We start from the raw sequence: 15,898 nt of genomic DNA, 5'->3' as shown, positions 1-15,898 counted from the left end.
GAGATGACCATGGAAGCGAAAGCCATCCTGCGCAGCGCGCGCATCTCCGCCCAGAAGGCCCGGCTCGTGGCTGACCAGGTGCGCGGCCTCTCGGCCGAGCGCGCGGTCAACCTGCTGAAGTTCTCCGACAAGAAGGCCGCGGGCATGATCCGCAAGGTCGTCGAGTCGGCGATCGCCAACGCGGAAAACAACCAGGGCGCCGACGTCGACGAGTTGCGCGTCAAGTCCATCATGGTCGACGAAGGTCCGACGCTGAAGCGCTTCATGGCGCGCGCGAAGGGCCGCGGCACCCGGATCCTCAAGCGCACCAGCCACATCACCGTGGTTGTCGGTGCCGGCAAGTAACGGCGGAGATCAGACATGGGTCATAAAGTTCATCCGACCGGCATCCGCCTGGGCATCGCCAAGGACTGGAATTCCAAGTGGTTCGCCGGCAAGAAGCATTACGCGGATTACCTGATCGCCGACCTCAAGGTCCGCGACATGCTGCGCAAGAAGCTCGCGCAGGCCGGCATCTCGAAGATCCTCATCGAGCGTCCGGCCAACAACGCGCGCGTCACGATCCACACCGCCCGCCCGGGCGTGGTGATCGGCAAGCGTGGCGAGGACATCGAGAAGCTGCGCAAGGAAGTCAGTGACCTGATGGGCGTCCCGGCGCACATCAACGTCACCGAAGTCCGCAAGCCGGAACTCGATGCGCAGCTGGTCGCCGAATCGATCGCGCAGCAGCTCGAGCGCCGCATCATGTTCCGTCGCGCGATGAAGCGCGCCGTCGGCAACGCGATGCGCCTCGGTGCCCTGGGCATCAAGGTCAACGTCGCTGGCCGCCTCAACGGCGCGGAAATCGCCCGTTCGGAGTGGTACCGCGAAGGCCGCGTGCCGCTGCACACCCTGCGCGCCGACATCGACTACGGCTTTGCCGAAGCGAAGACGACGTACGGGATCATCGGCATCAAGGTGTGGGTCTACAAGGGCGAAGTCTTCGACTTCAGCCAGATCGGCCAGGAAAAGCAGGACGACTCTCCGCGCAGCGACCGCGGTGACCGCGGCGATCGCGCCGACCGTCCGCGTGGTCCGCGTCGTGATCGCGAGGCGAGGGAATAATCATGCTGCAACCCAAGCGAACCAAATACCGCAAGATGCACAAGGGCCGTAACGACGGCCTGAGCTGGAGCGGCAACGCCGTCTCGTTCGGCGAGTACGGCCTGAAGTCCACAGCGTTCGGCCAGCTGACCGCGCGCCAGATCGAAGCGGCCCGCCGCTCGATCAGCCGCTACGTCAAGCGCGGCGGCAAGATGTGGATCCGCGTGTTCCCCGACAAGCCGATCACCAAGAAGCCCATCGAAGTGCGAATGGGCTCGGGCAAGGGCAACGTCGAGTACTGGGTCGCGCAGATCCAGCCGGGCCGCATGATCTATGAGATCGAGGGCGTCAGCGAAGACGTCGCACGCGAGGCGTTCCGCCTGGCCGCGGCCAAGCTCTCGGTCACCACCACCTTTGTGACCCGGACGGTGCGCTGATGGAACTCAAGCAAATGCGTCAGAAGTCCGCCGACGAACTGAAGGCCCACCTGGTGGACCTGCAGAAGGAGCAGTTCGCGCTCCGCATGCAGAAAGCCACCGGCCAGCTGGCCAAGACCCACGATGCCCGCCGTGTCCGCCGCGAAATCGCGCGCGTGAACATGCTGCTGGGTGCCGCGGGCAACAAGAAGTAAGGGACGGCGACGATGAACGAAACAACCAAGAAGCTGCACACGGTCGAAGGCCGCGTTGTCAGCAACAAGATGGACAAGACCATCACCGTGCTCGTCGAGCGCCAGGTCAAGCACGCGCTGTACGGCAAGTACATGCGCCGCTCGACCAAGCTGCACGCGCATGACGCCGACAACGCCTGCAAGGAAGGCGATGTCGTGCGCATCGCCGAATGCGCGCCGATGTCCAAGACCAAGAACTGGCGGGTGGTTGAAATCCTCGCCCGTGCGGCCGAGTAAGGAGAGACAGCCATGATCCAGATGCAGAGCTATCTCGACGCCGCCGACAATTCGGGCGCCAAGGAACTGATGTGCATCAAGGTGCTCGGTGGTTCGAAGCGCCGCTATGCCCACATCGGCGACATCATCAAGGTGACCGTCAAGGACGCGATCCCGCGCGGCAAGGTCAAGAAGGGCGACGTCTACGACGCCGTCGTGGTCCGTACCCGCAAGGGTGTGCGCCGCGCCGACGGTTCGCTGATCCGCTTCGACGGCAACGCCGCGGTGTTGCTCAACAACAAGCATGAGCCGATCGGCACGCGCATCTTCGGGCCTGTGACCCGCGAGCTGCGTTCCGAGAAGTTCATGAAGATCGTCTCGCTCGCGCCCGAAGTGCTCTGAGGCGGAAGGAACTGACATGAACCGTATCCGCAAGGGCGACCAGGTGGTCGTCATCTCCGGCAAGGACAAGGGCAAGCGTGGCGACGTCGTGCGCATGGCGGGCGACAAGCTCGTCGTGGCCAACGTCAACGTCGTCAAGCGCCACACCAAGCCGAACCCGCAGGCCGGCCAGCCCGGCGGCGTGATCGAGCGCGAAGCGCCGATCCACATTTCGAACGTGATGCTCTTCAACCCGGCGACGGGCAAGGGCGAGCGCGTCGGTTTCAAGGTCCTGGAGGATGGACGCAAATTGCGTGTGTTCCGCTCCAGTGGTGAAGCAATCGACGGCTGATGCAGTCGTCCGAGGAAAAGTCATGACGCGTCTTGAAAAGATTTACAAGGAAGAAGTGGTGCCGAAGCTGATGCAACAGTTCGGCTACACCAATCCGATGCAGGTGCCGAAGCTGGTCAAGGTCACGCTCAACATGGGCGTGGGCGAGGCCGCGGCGAACAAGAAGATCCTCGAGAACGCGGTGGCCGACATGGCCAAGATCTCCGGCCAGAAGCCGTTGGTCACCAAGTCGCGCATCTCGGTGGCGTCGTTCAAGATCCGCGACGGCTGGCCGATCGGCTGCAAGGTCACCTTGCGCCGTGCCCGCATGTTCGAATTCCTGGACCGCCTGATCAACATTTCGCTGCCGCGCGTGCGCGACTTCCGCGGCGTGTCGGGTCGTTCGTTCGACGGCCGCGGCAACTACAACATGGGCGTCAAGGAACAGATCATCTTCCCGGAGATCGATTTCGACCAGGTCGACGCCATGCGCGGCATGGACATCGCGATCACCACCACGGCGAAGACCGACGCAGAGGCCAAGGCCCTGCTCGAGGCCTTCCGCTTCCCGTTCCGCAACTGAGGCTGACACCACATGGCCAAGACCTCGATGGTCAACCGCGACATCAAGCGCGCCAAGCTGGCGAAGCAGCATGGTGCGAAGCGTGAGGCGCTGAAGAAGATCATCTCCAGCCAGTCCGCGTCGTACGAAGAAAAGATGGAAGCCGTGGTCAAGCTGCAGAAGCTGCCGCGCGACTCCTCGGAAAGCCGCCAGCGCAACCGTTGCGCGATCACCGGCCGTCCGCGTGGCGTCTACGCAAAGTTCGGCCTGGCGCGCAACAAGCTGCGCGAAGCCACGATGCGCGGCGACGTCCCGGGCCTCCGCAAGGCGTCCTGGTAAAGCAATCGCAACACCGTTCCACTTACTAGCTATTCGCAATTTCGCGGATATCGGTGCACTCAAAGGTAGTAATCAATGAGCATGACTGATCCCATCGCCGACATGCTGGTCCGCATTCGCAATGCGGCCGCGGTTGGCAAGCCGGCGGTTTCGATGCCGTCGTCGAACATCAAGGTCGCGATCGCCAAGGTCCTCGCGGACGAGGGCTACATCGCGTCGTCGCGCGTGACCAAGGACGGCGCCAAGTCGGTCCTGGAAATCGCGCTGAAGTATTACGAGGGCAAGCCGGTCATCGAACGCCTGCAGCGCGTTTCGAAGTCCAGCCTGCGCCAGTACCGCGGCAAGGACGCGCTGCCCAAGGTCCTCGGTGGCCTGGGTGTCGCGATCATCTCCACCTCGAAGGGCATCATGACCGACACGCAGGCACGCCAGCAGGGCGTCGGCGGCGAAGTCCTGTGCTTCGTGGCTTAAGGGAGTACAGATAATGTCCCGTGTCGCCAAGAAGCCGATCGCCCTCGCGAAGGGCATCGAACTGAACGTCCAGCCGGAAAGCGTGAGCGTCAAGGGCCCGAAGGGCACCTTGTCGATCGCCAAGCCGGCCGGCATCGACATCAAGGTCGAGAACGATACCGCGCAGGTTTCGGCGAACGATCCGTCGCTCGTCCCGCTGGCCGGTACGCTCCGCGCCATCGTCGCCAACATGGTCCAGGGCGTCACGTCCGGCTTCGAGCGCAAGCTCGAGCTGGTGGGCGTCGGCTACCGTGCCGCGATGCAGGGCAAGGACCTCAACCTCTCGCTGGGCTTCTCGCATCCGGTGCTGTTCACCGCCCCGGAAGGCATCACGATCGCGACGCCGACGCAGACGGAAATCGTCGTGTCGGGTGCCGACAAGCAGCGCGTCGGTGAAGTCGCGGCCAAGATCCGCGGTTTCCGCCCGCCGGAACCGTACAAGGGCAAGGGCGTGAAGTACGCCGGCGAGAACATCATCCGCAAGGAAGCCAAGAAGGCCTAATCGGCTTTCAGCTTTCGGAGAACAAAAGCATGAACAAGAATCCCGCCCGCCTGCGCCGCGCCAAGTCGACGCGCGCCCACATCCGCGAACTCGGCGTGCCGCGCCTGTCGGTGCTGCGCACCGGCCAGCACTTGTACGCGCAGGTCTTCACGTCCGACGGCTCCAAGGTCCTGGCTTCGGCCTCGACCGTGCAGTCCGACGTCAAGGAAGGCCTGAAGAACGGCAAGAACAGCGACGCCGCCGCCAAGGTCGGTCGCCTGATCGCCGAGAAGGCGAAGGCTGCCGGCGTCGAGAAGGTCGCGTTCGACCGCTCGGGCTACCGCTACCACGGTCGCATCAAGGCGCTCGCCGATGCGGCCCGCGAAGGCGGCCTGCAGTTCTGATGCATTGAAAGTGCGGGGCGCAAGCCCCACACGTGTTCGTCCCGCCTGCATGGGTCGATGCAGGACGCGGCGAGGAGTTCTCCTCGCCACGCAGCACCCGCTCCACACCACAACCATAAGCGGCCAAGCCGCAAATCCTTTCCAAACTACGAGATACGAACATGGCAGAACAGCAACGGGAATCGCGCGGCCGCGATCGTCGCGACCGCGAAGAAGTCGATGACGGCATGATCGAGAAGCTGATCGCGGTCAACCGCGTCAGCAAGACGGTCAAGGGCGGTCGCCAGTTCACCTTCACCGCTTTGACGGTGGTGGGCGACGGCAACGGCAAGGTCGGTTTCGGTTACGGCAAGGCGCGCGAAGTGCCGGTCGCGATCCAGAAGTCGATGGAATACGCGCGCAAGAGCTTCATGCAGGTCGACCTCAACAACGGCACCTTGTGGCACGCCGTGAAGTCGGGCCACGGCGCCGCGCGCGTCTTCATGCAGCCCGCCTCCGAAGGTACCGGCGTGATCGCCGGCGGCGCGATGCGCGCCGTGCTCGAAGCGGCCGGCGTCAAGAACGTGCTTGCGAAGGCCGTCGGCTCGCGCAACCCGATCAACCTGGTGCGCGCCACGCTGCGCGGCCTGAGCGAAACGAGCTCGCCCGCCAAGATCGCGGCGAAGCGCGGCAAGAAGGTGGAGGAGTTGAACCATGGCTAAGACCCCGGCGAACACCGGCGGCACCGTCAAGGTGCGCCTCGTCAAGGGCCTGCGTGGCTGCCAGGCGCGTCATCGCCTGTCGGTCAAGGCGCTCGGCCTCAACAAGCTCAACAGCGTGCGCGAGCTGAAGGACAGCCCGCAGGTGCGTGGCCTGATCACGCAGCTGCACTACCTCGTCCGCGTGGAGGACTGATCCAATGCGTATGAATACCCTCAAGCCCGCAGACGGCGCCCGCCAGGAACGCACCCGCGTCGGTCGCGGCATCGGTTCGGGCCTCGGCAAGACCGCGGGTCGCGGCCACAAGGGCTCCTTCGCACGTAGCGGCAAGGGCAAGATCAAGGCCGGCTTCGAAGGCGGCCAGATGCCCATGCAGCGTCGCCTGCCGAAGATCGGCTTCCGTTCGAAGCTGCTCAAGGACACGGCCGAAGTGCTGCTGTACCAGCTGGACAAGCTGGACGCCGGCACGATCGACATCGCCGCGCTGCGCGCCGCCAAGCTCATCCCGAACGCGGCCAAGCAGGTCAAGATCGTGAAGAAGGGCGAAGTCACCAAGAAGTTCGTCCTGCAGGGCGTGCTCGCCACGGCCGGCGCCAAGGCCGCGATCGAAGCGGCCGGCGGCAAGGTCGGGGAGTAACTGACGCATGGCGCGAGGCGCAGCGGCCAACGTGGGAAGCGGGCTCGGTAAATTCACCGAGCTCCGCCAGCGACTGCTTTTCGTCGTCGGCGCCCTGATCGTCTACCGCATCGGTTGCTACATCCCGGTGCCGGGTGTGAACCCGCAGGCGATGCTCCAGCTGATGGAGTCGCAGAAGGGCACCATCGTGGACATGTTCAACATGTTCTCCGGTGGCGCGCTGCAGCGCTTCAGCCTGTTCGCGCTCAACGTCGTGCCGTACATCTCGGCATCGATCGTCGTCCAGCTCATGACGCAGATCCTGCCGAGCTGGAAGGCGATGTCGAAGGAAGGCGAGTCCGGCCGCCGCAAGATCACCCAGTACTCGCGCATGGGCGCGGTGGGACTGGCGGTCTTCCAGGCCGCCGGCATCGCGCTGGGCCTGCAGCACATGAGTTCGCCCGACGGTTCGCCCGTCGTGTACGCGCCGGGCCCGGGCTTCGTCATGACCGCGGTCGTCGCGCTCACGGCAGGCACGATGTTCCTGATGTGGCTGGGCGAGCAGGTCACCGAGCGCGGCATCGGCAACGGCGTGTCGCTGATCATCTTCGCGGGCATCGTGGCCGGCTTGCCGGGCGCCGTGCTCAACACGCTGGAACAGGCGCGCAACGGCGACATGAGCGTGCCCCAGGTGGCGCTGATCGTGCTGGTGGTGCTGTCCTTCACGTTCTTCGTGGTGTTCGTCGAGCGTGGGCAGCGACGGGTCACGGTCAATTACGCGCGCCGCCAGGGCGGTCGCAACGCGTACATGAACCAGACTTCGTTCCTGCCGCTGAAGCTCAACATGTCGGGCGTGATCCCGCCGATCTTCGCGTCCAGCCTGATCATGTTCCCGGCCACCGCCTCGCAGTGGTTCGGCCAGTCGGGCCAGGCCACGTGGCTCCAGCGCATCGCGCAGGCGCTGTCGCCGGGCGAGCCGCTGCACATGATCCTGTTCGCCACGCTGATCATCGGCTTCGCGTTCTTCTACACGGCGCTGGTGTTCAACTCGCAGGAAACGGCCGACAACCTGAAGAAGTCGGGCGCGCTGATCCCGGGCATCCGTCCCGGCAAGGCGACGGCGGACTACATCGACGGCGTGCTGACCCGCCTGACGGGCGCCGGCGCGATCTACCTGGTCCTGGTCTGCCTGTTGCCGGAGATCATGCGCACGAAGATCGGGGCATCGTTCTATTTCGGCGGCACGTCGCTGCTGATCGTGGTGGTGGTGGTGATGGACTTCATGGCGCAGATCCAGGCGCACCTCACGTCCCACCAGTACGAGAGCTTGTTGAAGAAGGCGAACCTGAAGGGTTCGCGGGCCGGTCTGACCGGCCGTTGAGGATGACCGCGGGGTCGGCCCGTCCGGGAACGGACAGCCGCCCTCGCACCCGGTCCCGGGTTTCGCCCGGGACCGAACAGGGCGACTCGCGCGGCGGTCTCGTGCGCGGGTGGGTCCGGACCAGTCCGTGCGCCTGAGGAGCGCGCGGGGCCGGGGCAGGGCGGGGTTCGCCGCGCTTTCCTGGCAGTCCGGATTCCGTCGCCGGAGCATGGGCACACTCCCCATGCCGGAGCCAACGGGCGCCTTTCGGGGTCCGGGGCTTCCCTATGCCACGAGACCCAGCTAAAATTTCGTGTTCCCTTCGCCGGATCGACACCTTCCGGCCAGCCACCAAGTTTGGAGATCGCGTCATGGCGCGTATTGCGGGCGTCAACCTGCCTGCCCAGAAGCATGTCTGGGTCGGGTTGCAAAGCATCTACGGCATCGGCCGTACTCGTTCGAAGAAGGTCTGCGACGCTGCTGGCGTCCAGTCCAACACCAAGATCCGCGACCTGTCCGAGCCTGACGTCGAGCGCCTGCGCGCCGAAGTCGGCAAGTACGTGGTCGAGGGCGACCTCCGTCGCGAAATCGGCATGGCCATCAAGCGCCTCATGGACCTGGCCTGCTACCGCGGCCTGCGTCACCGCCGCGGTCTTCCGCTGCGCGGCCAGCGCACCCGGACCAATGCACGCACCCGCAAGGGTCCGCGCAAGGCCATCAAGAAGTAAGGAACCCACACCATGGCCAAGCCGGCAGCTGCCGCGAAAACGAAGAAGAAGATCAAGCGCGTCGTCACCGACGGCGTCGCCCACGTCCACGCTTCCTTCAACAACACGATCGTCACGATCACCGACCGCCAGGGCAACGCGCTGTCGTGGGCAACTTCGGGTGGCGCGGGTTTCCGCGGCTCGCGCAAGTCGACCCCGTTCGCTGCGCAGGTCGCCGCCGAAAAAGCCGGGCGCGCTGCGCTCGACTACGGCGTCAAGTCGCTCGAAGTCCGCATCAAGGGCCCGGGTCCCGGTCGCGAATCCGCCGTTCGTTCGTTGAACAACGTCGGTTACAAGATCACCAACATCATCGACGTGACGCCCATCCCGCACAACGGGTGCCGTCCGCCGAAAAAGCGTCGCGTCTGAGGAGCTGAAGAAAAATGGCTCGTTATATCGGTCCCACCTGCAAGCTCGCCCGTCGCGAAGGCGCCGACCTCGGCCTCAAGTCGCCGGCCCGCGCGCTCGATTCGAAGTGCAAGCTGGAGCAGAAGCCCGGCCAGCACGGCGCAACCGCCCGCAAGGGCAAGCTGTCCGACTACGCCACCCAGCTTCGCGAGAAGCAGAAGGTCAAGCGCATCTACGGCTTGCTCGAGCGCCAGTTCCGCAACTACTACAAGAAGGCGTCCACCAAGAAGGGCAACACGGGTGAAAACCTGCTGCAGCTCCTCGAGACGCGCCTGGACAACGTCGTGTACCGCATGGGCTTCGCCGTCACCCGCCCGGCCGCGCGCCAGCTGGTGTCGCATCGCGGCGTCACGGTGAACGGCAAGCCGGTCAACCTGCCGTCGTACGCCGTCAAGGCGGGCGATGCCATCGCGCTCTCCGAGCGCGCGCAGAAGCAGCTCCGCGTGCAGGAGTCGGTCACCGTCTCGCAGCAGATGGATCTGTCGCCGGCGTGGGTCGAAGTCGACGCGAAGAAGTTCGCCGGCGTGTTCAAGGCCGTGCCGGATCGCGCCGAGCTGCCGGCCGACATCAACGAAGCGTTGATCGTCGAGCTCTACTCGAAGTAACCGACTGCCGTATGCAACAACCATCGCCCGACGGGGCGATGGTCACTGGAGACACCGAAACATGACGGTTACCGCCAACCAAGTCCTGCGCCCCCGTGGTCCGCAGATCGAGCGCATCGCCGAAAACCGCGCGAAAGTCGTGATCGAACCGCTGGAGCGCGGTTACGGCCACACGCTCGGCAACGCGCTGCGTCGCGTGCTGCTGTCTTCGATCCCCGGCTTCGCCATCACGGAAGTCGAGATCGACGGCGTGCTGCACGAGTACACGACGGTCGAAGGCCTGCAGGAAGACGTGCTCGAGGTGTTGCTCAACCTCAAGGACGTCGCGATCCGCATGCACACCGGCGACTCGGCGACGCTGAGCCTGGCCAAGCAGGGCCCGGGCGTCGTCACCGCCGGCGACATCAAGGTCGACCACAACGTCGAGATCCTCAACACGGCGCACGTGATCGCTCACCTCACCAAGGACACGGCGCTCAACATGCGCCTGAAGATCGAGCGTGGGTTCGGCTACCAGCCGGCCGCCGCCCGTCGTCGTCCGGATGAAGAGACCCGCGCGATCGGTCGCCTGATGCTCGACGCTTCGTTCTCGCCGGTGCGCCGCGTGGCGTATGCGGTGGAAGCGGCGCGCGTCGAACAGCGCACCGACCTCGACAAGCTCGTCCTCGACATCGAAACCAACGGCACGATCGACGCCGAAGAAGCCGTCCGCACCGCGGCCGACATCCTCAGCGACCAGCTGTCGGTGTTCGGCGACTTCACGCACCGCGATCGCGGCGCGGCGAAGCCGCAGGCCAGCGGCGTGGATCCGGTGCTGCTGCGCCCGATCGACGACCTCGAGCTCACCGTGCGTTCGGCCAACTGCCTCAAGGCCGAGAGCATCTACTACATCGGCGATCTCATCCAGAAGACCGAAGTGGAACTGCTCAAGACGCCGAACCTCGGCAAGAAGTCCCTCACCGAGATCAAGGAAGTCCTCGCGCAGCGCGGCCTTTCGCTCGGCATGAAGCTCGAGAACTGGCCGCCGGCCGGCATCGCTTCGCACGGGATGATGGGTTAAACACCGCCGGGCCCTTCGGGGCCCGTCGTTGATGCAACACAACGCCGACGCGGCAGAAGCCGCGCGGCACCGCCGCCCACGGAGGGTCGGTCCGGACCAGCGCAGTCCAAGCAACAACGCCAGGATGGCGACAGCGAACTCCAACGATCCAAGATTCCCAAAGGAAACCAACCCATGCGCCACCAGAAATCCGGACGCAAGTTCAGCCGCACCAGTGCCCATCGCGATGCGATGTTCAGCAACATGGCGGCCTCGCTGTTCAAGCACGAATTGATCCGCACCACGCTCCCGAAGGCCAAGGAACTGCGCCGCGTCGCAGAACCGCTGATCACGCTGGCGAAGGTCGACGGCGTGGCCAATCGCCGCCTCGCCTTCTCGCGCCTGCGCGACAAGGAAGCCGTGGGCAACCTGTTCACCATCCTCGGTCCGCGTTACGTCTCCCGTCCTGGCGGCTACCTGCGGATCCTCAAGTGCGGCTTCCGCGCCGGCGACAACGCCCCGATGGCGTACGTCGAGCTCGTCGACCGCCCCGAGGCTGCCACCGACGCCGAGTAATCGGTTTCGCTGCAGCGATGCGAACAACCCCGGCCACGTGCCGGGGTTTTTCGTTCCAGGACCCGACGCACTTCACAAGCGCCGCCGCTTCCCGCACGCTTGCGCGATGCATACCAGCACGCACGTCCTCGTCTCCGCCTTCCGCAAGCGCTGGCTCCTGGGCTTCGTCGCCTGCGCCGCGCTCTTCGGATTCGCCCTGTATTCGCAGTCGGCCTGGGGGCTCAAGCCCTGTCCGCTGTGCATCTTCCAGCGCATTGCCTTCATCGCGCTTGGCCTGGTGTTCCTGCTCGGCGGGTTGTTTGCGCCGCGCAGTGCAGGCGGGCGTCGCGCGTGGGGCATCGTGGCCCTCATCCCCGCGCTGGCGGGCATCGGCATCGCGAGCCGCCACGTGTGGCTCACGCACCTGCCGCCGGACCAGGTGCCCTCGTGCGGTCCGCCGCTCGAGTTCATGATGGAATCCAACCCGCTCACCGACGTGATCAAGATGGTGCTCACCGGCTCGGGCGAATGCGCGAAGGTCGACTGGCATTTCCTCGGCCTGTCGATGCCGGAGTGGAGCCTGGCCTGGTTCCTCGTGCTCACGGGCTGGGCGTTGCACGCCGCGTTCCGTCGCCGCTGAGGTCGCACCGGCGCTTGGCTTGCGAGCGCCCGGCGACGGGACCATGATGCGGTGACGCACCGCAACAACGTCAACGCCGCCATGCCCCAGTCCGACCGCACCCTGCATCCCGTGTCCCTGCCCGAAGGCTGGGCGCCCGACAGCTGGCGCGCGCGCCCCGCGCTGCAGATGCCCGTGTATCCGGACGCCGCCGCGTTGCAGGACACCCTCGAGGAACTGCGCGGCCTGCCGCCGCTGGTGACGTCGTGGGAAATCATCGCGCTCAAGCAACACCTGGCCGATGCGCAGGAAGGCAAGCGCTTCCTGCTGCAGGGCGGCGACTGCGCGGAAAGCTTCGCCGAGTGCAACTCCAACCTGATTTCGAATCGCCTCAAGGTGCTGCTGCAGATGAGCCTCGTGCTCGTGCACGGCCTGCGCCTGCCGGTGGTGCGCGTCGGTCGGTTCGCGGGCCAGTACGCGAAGCCGCGTTCCACCGATGACGAAACGCGCAACGGCGTGACGTTGCCGAGTTATCGCGGCGACATCGTCAACGCCCCGGGCTTCACCGCCGCCGAGCGCGTGCCGGATCCGCGCCGCATGATCAAGGCGCACGCGCGTTCGGCGATGACGATGAACTTCGTGCGCGCGCTGATCGATGGCGGCTTCGCCGACCTGCACCATCCCGAATACTGGGACCTCGGCTGGGTCGGCCATTCACCGCTCGCCGACGAATACCACCACATGGTCGCGAGCATCGGCGACGCTGTGCGCTTCATGGAAACGCTGTCCGGCAGCCAGGTGCACAACCTCAACCGCGTGGACTTCTACACCTCGCACGAAGCGCTGCTGCTGCCGTACGAGGAAGCGCAGACGCGCCAGGTGCCGCGCCAGTGGGGCTGGTTCAACCTCAGCACGCACTTCCCGTGGATCGGCATGCGCACGGCCGCGCTCGACGGCGCGCACGTCGAATACTTCCGCGGCATCCGCAATCCGATCGCGGTGAAGGTGGGCCCGTCGGTGGCGCCGGACCAGTTGCTGCGCATGATCGACGTGCTGAATCCCGAAGACGAACCCGGCCGCCTCACCTTCATCCATCGCATGGGCGCGGCGCACATCGGATCCAAACTCTCGCCGCTGCTCGATGCCGTGCGTCGCGAAGGCCGCCGCGTGCTGTGGGTGTGCGACCCGATGCATGGCAACACCGAGAGCACCGCGAACGGCTTCAAGACGCGTCGCTTCTCCAACATCCGCAGCGAAGTGGAGCAGTCGTTCGAACTGCACGCCGCCGCGGGCACGCGCCTCGGCGGCGTGCACCTGGAGCTCACCGGTGAAGACGTCACCGAATGCCTCGGCGGCGCCCGCGAACTCACCGAAACGGATCTCGAGCGCGCGTATCGCTCCACGGTCGATCCGCGCCTCAACTACGAACAAGCCCTGGAGATCGCGATGCTGATCGTGCGCAAGCAGGTGCAGTTGATGGCGCCGGTGCAGGCGTGAGGCGCGCAACGGTTGGACTCGCGCTGTCGTTGGTGATGGCCGCGGCGTCGGCGTCGAACCCGCCGGTGCGTGTCGAAGCGCAGGACAGCGGGGTCACCGTGCGCCTGCGCGGCATCTCCGCGGTCGACGCGAACATCGCGTGGGCCAGCGGTCGCGAAGGCACGGTGCTGCGCACGCTCGATGGCGGCAAGCACTGGACGAAGGTTTCCGTACCCGACGCGAAGGACCTCGACTTCCGCGACATCGAAGCCTTCGATGCGAAGACGGCGGTCGTGTTGTCGATCGGTCCGGGTGCGGCCTCGCGCGTGTATCGCACCGAAGATGGTGGCAAGCACTGGACGCTGGCGCTGAAGAATGACGACGAGCGCGCGTTCTTCGATTGCATGGCGTTCGATGGCAAGCAGGGCTGGATGTGGGGCGACCCGGTGGACGGCGCCTTCCAGGTGCGCACGACGCTCGATGGCGGCCGCACGTGGACGTTCGACAAGAAGCTTGGCTCGGGCATGTGGAAGGATGAAGCCGCATTCGCCGCGAGCGGCACGTGCATCGCACATACCAGGCACGGTGCGGTGGCCGTCTCCGGCGGGGGTGCGTCGCGATTGCACGACCTGGGAAGCGGCATCGTTGCGTTCGTCGACATGCCGCACCGCGTGCCAGGCGGCGGCATCTTTTCCGTGGCGCCGCGCGGCGACGGGCTGCTGCTGGTGGGCGGCGATTTCGAACACGATGCGCAAGGCAGCGCGGCGTTGGCCACGTTCGACACCCTGCACGGGTGGAGCACCGATCCGCTTCCGGATCCGCGGGGTTATCGCTCCGGCGCCGCGTGTTTCGGCGAGGCGCTGTGCCTCGCCGTCGGGCCGACGGGCGTCGACGCGCTCCGCGGCAAGCAATGGACCGCCGTCAGCGACACCGGTTACGACGCGGTCGATATCGCCGGCAAGGTCGGCTGGATGAGCGGCGACAAAGGCCGCATCGCCCGCATCACTTTGTCGTTGCTGCCGCCGCAGGCGTCGTCGTCGAAGTCTCCGCAGGCATCGCCGCCGTCGAAGCCGTAGCGAGATCCGCCGACGTCCACACCGGCTTGGTGTTGGCGCCCGCTTCCGGCAACGCCGTCTTCCCCAGCTTCACCGTCGGCAGGAATTGCGGCGCGCGCCGCGCCTTGCTGCGCTGTTCGTACGCGTAGCCGATCGAGAGCAGCTTCGCTTCGCTCCACGCCGGCCCGACGAACACGATCCCGATCGGCAACCCATGGCTTTCGCCCATCGGCACCGTCAGGCTCGGATAGCCCGCCACCGCGGCCGCGCCGTAACCGGCGCCGACGAAGTGATCGCCCAGCACCTGGTCGGTCGGCCACGCCGGCGACATCGCGGGCGCGATCAGCACGTCGACATGTTGCGAGGCCAGCGCGACATCGATGCCTTCCGGCCCCGCGAGGCGCTTCGCGTTCGCGCGCGCGTCCAGGTACGCGGCATCGCCGAGCGACCCCTTCGCATTCGCCTTCTCGAAGATCTCCTGCGCGAAGTAGGGCATCTCTTCGGCGACGTGCGCGTTGTTGAACGCGATCAGCTGCGGCAGCGTCTTGACCTGCGCATCGTGCGTCTGCAGGTAGTGCTCCACGCCCGCCTTGAACTCGTACAGCAGCACGTCGAATTCCGCATCGTCCCACTTGCCCTTCGTCGGGATCTCGACGTCCACGACTTCCGCGCCCGCCGACTTCAGCGTCGCGATCGCGTTCTCCATCGCCGCGTCCACGTCGGGATGGAAGCCCATGTCCTTGCGCAGCACGCCGATGCGCGCGCCCTTCAGCGAATTCGCATCCAGCCGCGACGCGTAATCGAACACCGCCTTGCCCACGCTGTTGGCGGTGGCGACATCGTTGTCGTCGCGCCCCACCATCGCCGACAACATCGTCGCCGCATCCATCACGGTGCGCGTCATCGGGCCGGCCGTGTCCTGCGAGCTGGAGATCGGAATGATGCCGTCGCGGCTCACCAGGCCCACGGTGGGCTTCAAACCGACGAGGCCCGCGACCGAGGCGGGACAGATCACGCTGCCATCGGTTTCCGTGCCCACGCCCACCGCGGCGAGGCTCGCCGCGATCGCGGTGCCCGTGCCGGAACTCGAACCGCACGGATTGCGATCGAGCGCGTAAGGATTCTTCGTCTGCCCGCCGCGTCCGCTCCAGCCCGATGTCGAACGCGTCGAACGGAAGTTCGCCCACTCGCTGAGGTTGGTCTTGCCGAGGATCACCGCGCCCGCCGCGCGCAGGCGCTGCACGAGGAACGCATCGCGCTTGGGCCGGTTGTCGGCGAGCGCGAGCGAACCACCGGAGTTCACCATCGGTGTTGCGTCGATGTTGTCCTTCAGCAGCACCGGGATGCCGTGCATCGGGCCGCGCACCTTGCCGGCCTTGCGTTCGGCGTCGAGCGCGTCGGCTTCCTTGATCGCATCGGGATTGAGTTCGATCACCGAGTTGAGCGCGGGGCCCGCCTTGTCGATCGCGGCGATGCGATCGAGGTACGCCTGCGTCAGGCGATGGCTGTCGAGTTCGCCCTTCGCCATGCGCGCTTGCAGCGTGGCGACATCCACTTCGTCGTACGCGAACGCAGGCACGTTCGCGGTCGGTGCGTTGGCGGTGGAAGCAGGCGCTGCGGTGGATGCGGGCTGCGCGCCTTCGCGCGGCTGGCAGGCAACGGTGGCGAGCACGGCGAGCGAAAGCAGGGCAAGGCGCATGGCAGGGTCCCCGGGGCGATGTG

General features: G+C 66.0%; 24 protein-coding genes and 1 pseudogene. 24 read left to right on the top strand and 1 reads right to left on the bottom strand.

Annotated features, from left to right (window positions below):
* Positions 1 to 9: 9 nt before the first annotated feature.
* From rplV to LYSHEL_RS02430, 24 genes are all read left to right on the top strand, one after another.
* Entirely contained in the window at positions 10 to 345 is a 336-nt protein-coding gene (rplV, locus tag LYSHEL_RS02545) for a 50S ribosomal protein L22 (RefSeq protein WP_213435470.1), read from the top strand.
* 15 nt (positions 346 to 360) lie between these two features.
* The gene (gene rpsC, locus LYSHEL_RS02540) at positions 361 to 1,104 is read left to right on the top strand and encodes a 30S ribosomal protein S3 (RefSeq protein ID WP_213435469.1); all 744 of its coding nucleotides are present in this window, start codon (positions 361 to 363) and stop codon (positions 1,102 to 1,104) included.
* A 2-nt stretch (positions 1,105 to 1,106) separates the two neighbouring features.
* The gene (gene rplP, locus LYSHEL_RS02535) at positions 1,107 to 1,520 is read left to right on the top strand and encodes a 50S ribosomal protein L16 (RefSeq protein ID WP_213435468.1); all 414 of its coding nucleotides are present in this window, start codon (positions 1,107 to 1,109) and stop codon (positions 1,518 to 1,520) included.
* Complete coding sequence (gene rpmC, locus LYSHEL_RS02530) at positions 1,520 to 1,714, top strand: 50S ribosomal protein L29 (RefSeq protein ID WP_213435467.1); 195 nt, start codon at positions 1,520 to 1,522, stop codon at positions 1,712 to 1,714. The genes rplP and rpmC overlap by 1 nt, the downstream gene beginning before the upstream one ends.
* A gap of 12 nt (positions 1,715 to 1,726) precedes the next feature.
* Complete coding sequence (rpsQ, locus tag LYSHEL_RS02525; RefSeq protein ID WP_213435466.1) at positions 1,727 to 1,990, top strand: 30S ribosomal protein S17; 264 nt, start codon at positions 1,727 to 1,729, stop codon at positions 1,988 to 1,990.
* A 12-nt stretch (positions 1,991 to 2,002) separates the two neighbouring features.
* Positions 2,003 to 2,371, top strand: coding sequence for a 50S ribosomal protein L14 (rplN, locus tag LYSHEL_RS02520; protein ID WP_036167737.1), 369 nt, complete (start codon positions 2,003 to 2,005; stop codon positions 2,369 to 2,371).
* Positions 2,372 to 2,387: 16 nt separating this feature from the next.
* Positions 2,388 to 2,702 carry a 50S ribosomal protein L24 gene (gene rplX, locus LYSHEL_RS02515; protein ID WP_213435465.1) on the top strand — a complete coding sequence of 105 codons (315 nt, stop codon included), beginning with the start codon at positions 2,388 to 2,390 and terminating at the stop codon, positions 2,700 to 2,702.
* Positions 2,703 to 2,724: 22 nt separating this feature from the next.
* Positions 2,725 to 3,264 carry a 50S ribosomal protein L5 gene (gene rplE, locus LYSHEL_RS02510; protein ID WP_213435464.1) on the top strand — a complete coding sequence of 180 codons (540 nt, stop codon included), beginning with the start codon at positions 2,725 to 2,727 and terminating at the stop codon, positions 3,262 to 3,264.
* A gap of 12 nt (positions 3,265 to 3,276) precedes the next feature.
* A complete protein-coding gene (gene rpsN / locus LYSHEL_RS02505) occupies positions 3,277 to 3,582 on the top strand; it encodes a 30S ribosomal protein S14 (RefSeq protein WP_213435463.1) in 306 nt (101 codons plus the stop codon).
* A 75-nt stretch (positions 3,583 to 3,657) separates the two neighbouring features.
* Positions 3,658 to 4,053, top strand: coding sequence for a 30S ribosomal protein S8 (gene rpsH / locus LYSHEL_RS02500; RefSeq protein ID WP_213435462.1), 396 nt, complete (start codon positions 3,658 to 3,660; stop codon positions 4,051 to 4,053).
* A 13-nt stretch (positions 4,054 to 4,066) separates the two neighbouring features.
* The gene (gene rplF / locus LYSHEL_RS02495) at positions 4,067 to 4,594 is read left to right on the top strand and encodes a 50S ribosomal protein L6 (protein ID WP_213435461.1); all 528 of its coding nucleotides are present in this window, start codon (positions 4,067 to 4,069) and stop codon (positions 4,592 to 4,594) included.
* A gap of 29 nt (positions 4,595 to 4,623) precedes the next feature.
* A complete protein-coding gene (rplR, locus tag LYSHEL_RS02490; protein WP_213435460.1) occupies positions 4,624 to 4,977 on the top strand; it encodes a 50S ribosomal protein L18 in 354 nt (117 codons plus the stop codon).
* Positions 4,978 to 5,138: 161 nt separating this feature from the next.
* The gene (gene rpsE / locus LYSHEL_RS02485) at positions 5,139 to 5,678 is read left to right on the top strand and encodes a 30S ribosomal protein S5 (RefSeq protein WP_213435459.1); all 540 of its coding nucleotides are present in this window, start codon (positions 5,139 to 5,141) and stop codon (positions 5,676 to 5,678) included.
* Positions 5,671 to 5,871 carry a 50S ribosomal protein L30 gene (gene rpmD / locus LYSHEL_RS02480; RefSeq protein ID WP_213435458.1) on the top strand — a complete coding sequence of 67 codons (201 nt, stop codon included), beginning with the start codon at positions 5,671 to 5,673 and terminating at the stop codon, positions 5,869 to 5,871. The genes rpsE and rpmD overlap by 8 nt, the downstream gene beginning before the upstream one ends.
* Before the next feature lie 4 nt (positions 5,872 to 5,875).
* Positions 5,876 to 6,313, top strand: coding sequence for a 50S ribosomal protein L15 (gene rplO / locus LYSHEL_RS02475; protein WP_213435457.1), 438 nt, complete (start codon positions 5,876 to 5,878; stop codon positions 6,311 to 6,313).
* A gap of 7 nt (positions 6,314 to 6,320) precedes the next feature.
* Positions 6,321 to 7,673 carry a preprotein translocase subunit SecY gene (secY, locus tag LYSHEL_RS02470; protein ID WP_213435456.1) on the top strand — a complete coding sequence of 451 codons (1,353 nt, stop codon included), beginning with the start codon at positions 6,321 to 6,323 and terminating at the stop codon, positions 7,671 to 7,673.
* A gap of 350 nt (positions 7,674 to 8,023) precedes the next feature.
* A complete protein-coding gene (gene rpsM, locus LYSHEL_RS02465; RefSeq protein WP_213435455.1) occupies positions 8,024 to 8,380 on the top strand; it encodes a 30S ribosomal protein S13 in 357 nt (118 codons plus the stop codon).
* A gap of 12 nt (positions 8,381 to 8,392) precedes the next feature.
* Positions 8,393 to 8,788, top strand: coding sequence for a 30S ribosomal protein S11 (gene rpsK, locus LYSHEL_RS02460; RefSeq protein ID WP_036167714.1), 396 nt, complete (start codon positions 8,393 to 8,395; stop codon positions 8,786 to 8,788).
* Positions 8,789 to 8,802: 14 nt separating this feature from the next.
* Entirely contained in the window at positions 8,803 to 9,432 is a 630-nt protein-coding gene (gene rpsD / locus LYSHEL_RS02455; RefSeq protein WP_213435454.1) for a 30S ribosomal protein S4, read from the top strand.
* A 61-nt stretch (positions 9,433 to 9,493) separates the two neighbouring features.
* Positions 9,494 to 10,492, top strand: coding sequence for a DNA-directed RNA polymerase subunit alpha (locus tag LYSHEL_RS02450; RefSeq protein WP_213435453.1), 999 nt, complete (start codon positions 9,494 to 9,496; stop codon positions 10,490 to 10,492).
* A gap of 174 nt (positions 10,493 to 10,666) precedes the next feature.
* Positions 10,667 to 11,047 (top strand): 50S ribosomal protein L17, encoded by a 381-nt coding sequence (gene rplQ, locus LYSHEL_RS02445; RefSeq protein WP_213435452.1) that lies wholly within the window; start codon positions 10,667 to 10,669, stop codon positions 11,045 to 11,047.
* A gap of 106 nt (positions 11,048 to 11,153) precedes the next feature.
* Entirely contained in the window at positions 11,154 to 11,666 is a 513-nt protein-coding gene (locus LYSHEL_RS02440) for a disulfide bond formation protein B (RefSeq protein ID WP_213435451.1), read from the top strand.
* An 81-nt stretch (positions 11,667 to 11,747) separates the two neighbouring features.
* The gene (locus tag LYSHEL_RS02435; RefSeq protein WP_213437520.1) at positions 11,748 to 13,142 is read left to right on the top strand and encodes a class II 3-deoxy-7-phosphoheptulonate synthase; all 1,395 of its coding nucleotides are present in this window, start codon (positions 11,748 to 11,750) and stop codon (positions 13,140 to 13,142) included.
* Positions 13,139 to 14,197 (top strand): WD40/YVTN/BNR-like repeat-containing protein, encoded by a 1,059-nt coding sequence (locus LYSHEL_RS02430; protein WP_213435450.1) that lies wholly within the window; start codon positions 13,139 to 13,141, stop codon positions 14,195 to 14,197. Before LYSHEL_RS02435 ends, LYSHEL_RS02430 begins: the two co-directional genes overlap by 4 nt.
* A 10-nt stretch (positions 14,198 to 14,207) precedes the next feature.
* Here LYSHEL_RS02430 and LYSHEL_RS02425 read toward each other — a convergent pair.
* Positions 14,208 to 15,875, bottom strand: a pseudogene (locus LYSHEL_RS02425) (amidase); the annotation flags it as partial.
* Between the last annotated feature and the right edge of the window lie 23 nt (positions 15,876 to 15,898).

The organism is Lysobacter helvus, from assembly GCF_018406645.1.
GTDB lineage: Bacteria > Pseudomonadota > Gammaproteobacteria > Xanthomonadales > Xanthomonadaceae > Noviluteimonas > Noviluteimonas caseinilytica.
The sequence above is the reverse complement of the archived record's forward strand: the minus strand, read 5'-3'. Positions and strand labels throughout refer to the sequence as shown.

Excerpts from the sequence above, each read along its gene's own strand:
- rplO (WP_213435457.1), top strand. The coding sequence starts at position 5,876 with ATGCGTATGAATACCCTCAAGCCCGCAGACGGCGCCCGCCAGGAACGC.
- rpsN (WP_213435463.1), top strand. The coding sequence starts at position 3,277 with ATGGCCAAGACCTCGATGGTCAACCGCGACATCAAGCGCGCCAAGCTG.
- rpsM (WP_213435455.1), top strand. The coding sequence starts at position 8,024 with ATGGCGCGTATTGCGGGCGTCAACCTGCCTGCCCAGAAGCATGTCTGG.
- rplV (WP_213435470.1), top strand. The coding sequence starts at position 10 with ATGGAAGCGAAAGCCATCCTGCGCAGCGCGCGCATCTCCGCCCAGAAG.
- LYSHEL_RS02450 (WP_213435453.1), top strand. The coding sequence starts at position 9,494 with ATGACGGTTACCGCCAACCAAGTCCTGCGCCCCCGTGGTCCGCAGATC.
- rplR (WP_213435460.1), top strand. The coding sequence starts at position 4,624 with ATGAACAAGAATCCCGCCCGCCTGCGCCGCGCCAAGTCGACGCGCGCC.
- rpmD (WP_213435458.1), top strand. The coding sequence starts at position 5,671 with ATGGCTAAGACCCCGGCGAACACCGGCGGCACCGTCAAGGTGCGCCTC.
- rpmC (WP_213435467.1), top strand. The coding sequence starts at position 1,520 with ATGGAACTCAAGCAAATGCGTCAGAAGTCCGCCGACGAACTGAAGGCC.
- rpsH (WP_213435462.1), top strand. The coding sequence starts at position 3,658 with ATGAGCATGACTGATCCCATCGCCGACATGCTGGTCCGCATTCGCAAT.
- rpsC (WP_213435469.1), top strand. The coding sequence starts at position 361 with ATGGGTCATAAAGTTCATCCGACCGGCATCCGCCTGGGCATCGCCAAG.
- rpsQ (WP_213435466.1), top strand. The coding sequence starts at position 1,727 with ATGAACGAAACAACCAAGAAGCTGCACACGGTCGAAGGCCGCGTTGTC.
- rplQ (WP_213435452.1), top strand. The coding sequence starts at position 10,667 with ATGCGCCACCAGAAATCCGGACGCAAGTTCAGCCGCACCAGTGCCCAT.
- rpsK (WP_036167714.1), top strand. The coding sequence starts at position 8,393 with ATGGCCAAGCCGGCAGCTGCCGCGAAAACGAAGAAGAAGATCAAGCGC.
- rplE (WP_213435464.1), top strand. The coding sequence starts at position 2,725 with ATGACGCGTCTTGAAAAGATTTACAAGGAAGAAGTGGTGCCGAAGCTG.
- secY (WP_213435456.1), top strand. The coding sequence starts at position 6,321 with ATGGCGCGAGGCGCAGCGGCCAACGTGGGAAGCGGGCTCGGTAAATTC.
- rpsD (WP_213435454.1), top strand. The coding sequence starts at position 8,803 with ATGGCTCGTTATATCGGTCCCACCTGCAAGCTCGCCCGTCGCGAAGGC.
- rplP (WP_213435468.1), top strand. The coding sequence starts at position 1,107 with ATGCTGCAACCCAAGCGAACCAAATACCGCAAGATGCACAAGGGCCGT.
- rpsE (WP_213435459.1), top strand. The coding sequence starts at position 5,139 with ATGGCAGAACAGCAACGGGAATCGCGCGGCCGCGATCGTCGCGACCGC.
- rplF (WP_213435461.1), top strand. The coding sequence starts at position 4,067 with ATGTCCCGTGTCGCCAAGAAGCCGATCGCCCTCGCGAAGGGCATCGAA.
- LYSHEL_RS02440 (WP_213435451.1), top strand. The coding sequence starts at position 11,154 with ATGCATACCAGCACGCACGTCCTCGTCTCCGCCTTCCGCAAGCGCTGG.
- rplX (WP_213435465.1), top strand. The coding sequence starts at position 2,388 with ATGAACCGTATCCGCAAGGGCGACCAGGTGGTCGTCATCTCCGGCAAG.
- LYSHEL_RS02435 (WP_213437520.1), top strand. The coding sequence starts at position 11,748 with ATGCCCCAGTCCGACCGCACCCTGCATCCCGTGTCCCTGCCCGAAGGC.
- rplN (WP_036167737.1), top strand. The coding sequence starts at position 2,003 with ATGATCCAGATGCAGAGCTATCTCGACGCCGCCGACAATTCGGGCGCC.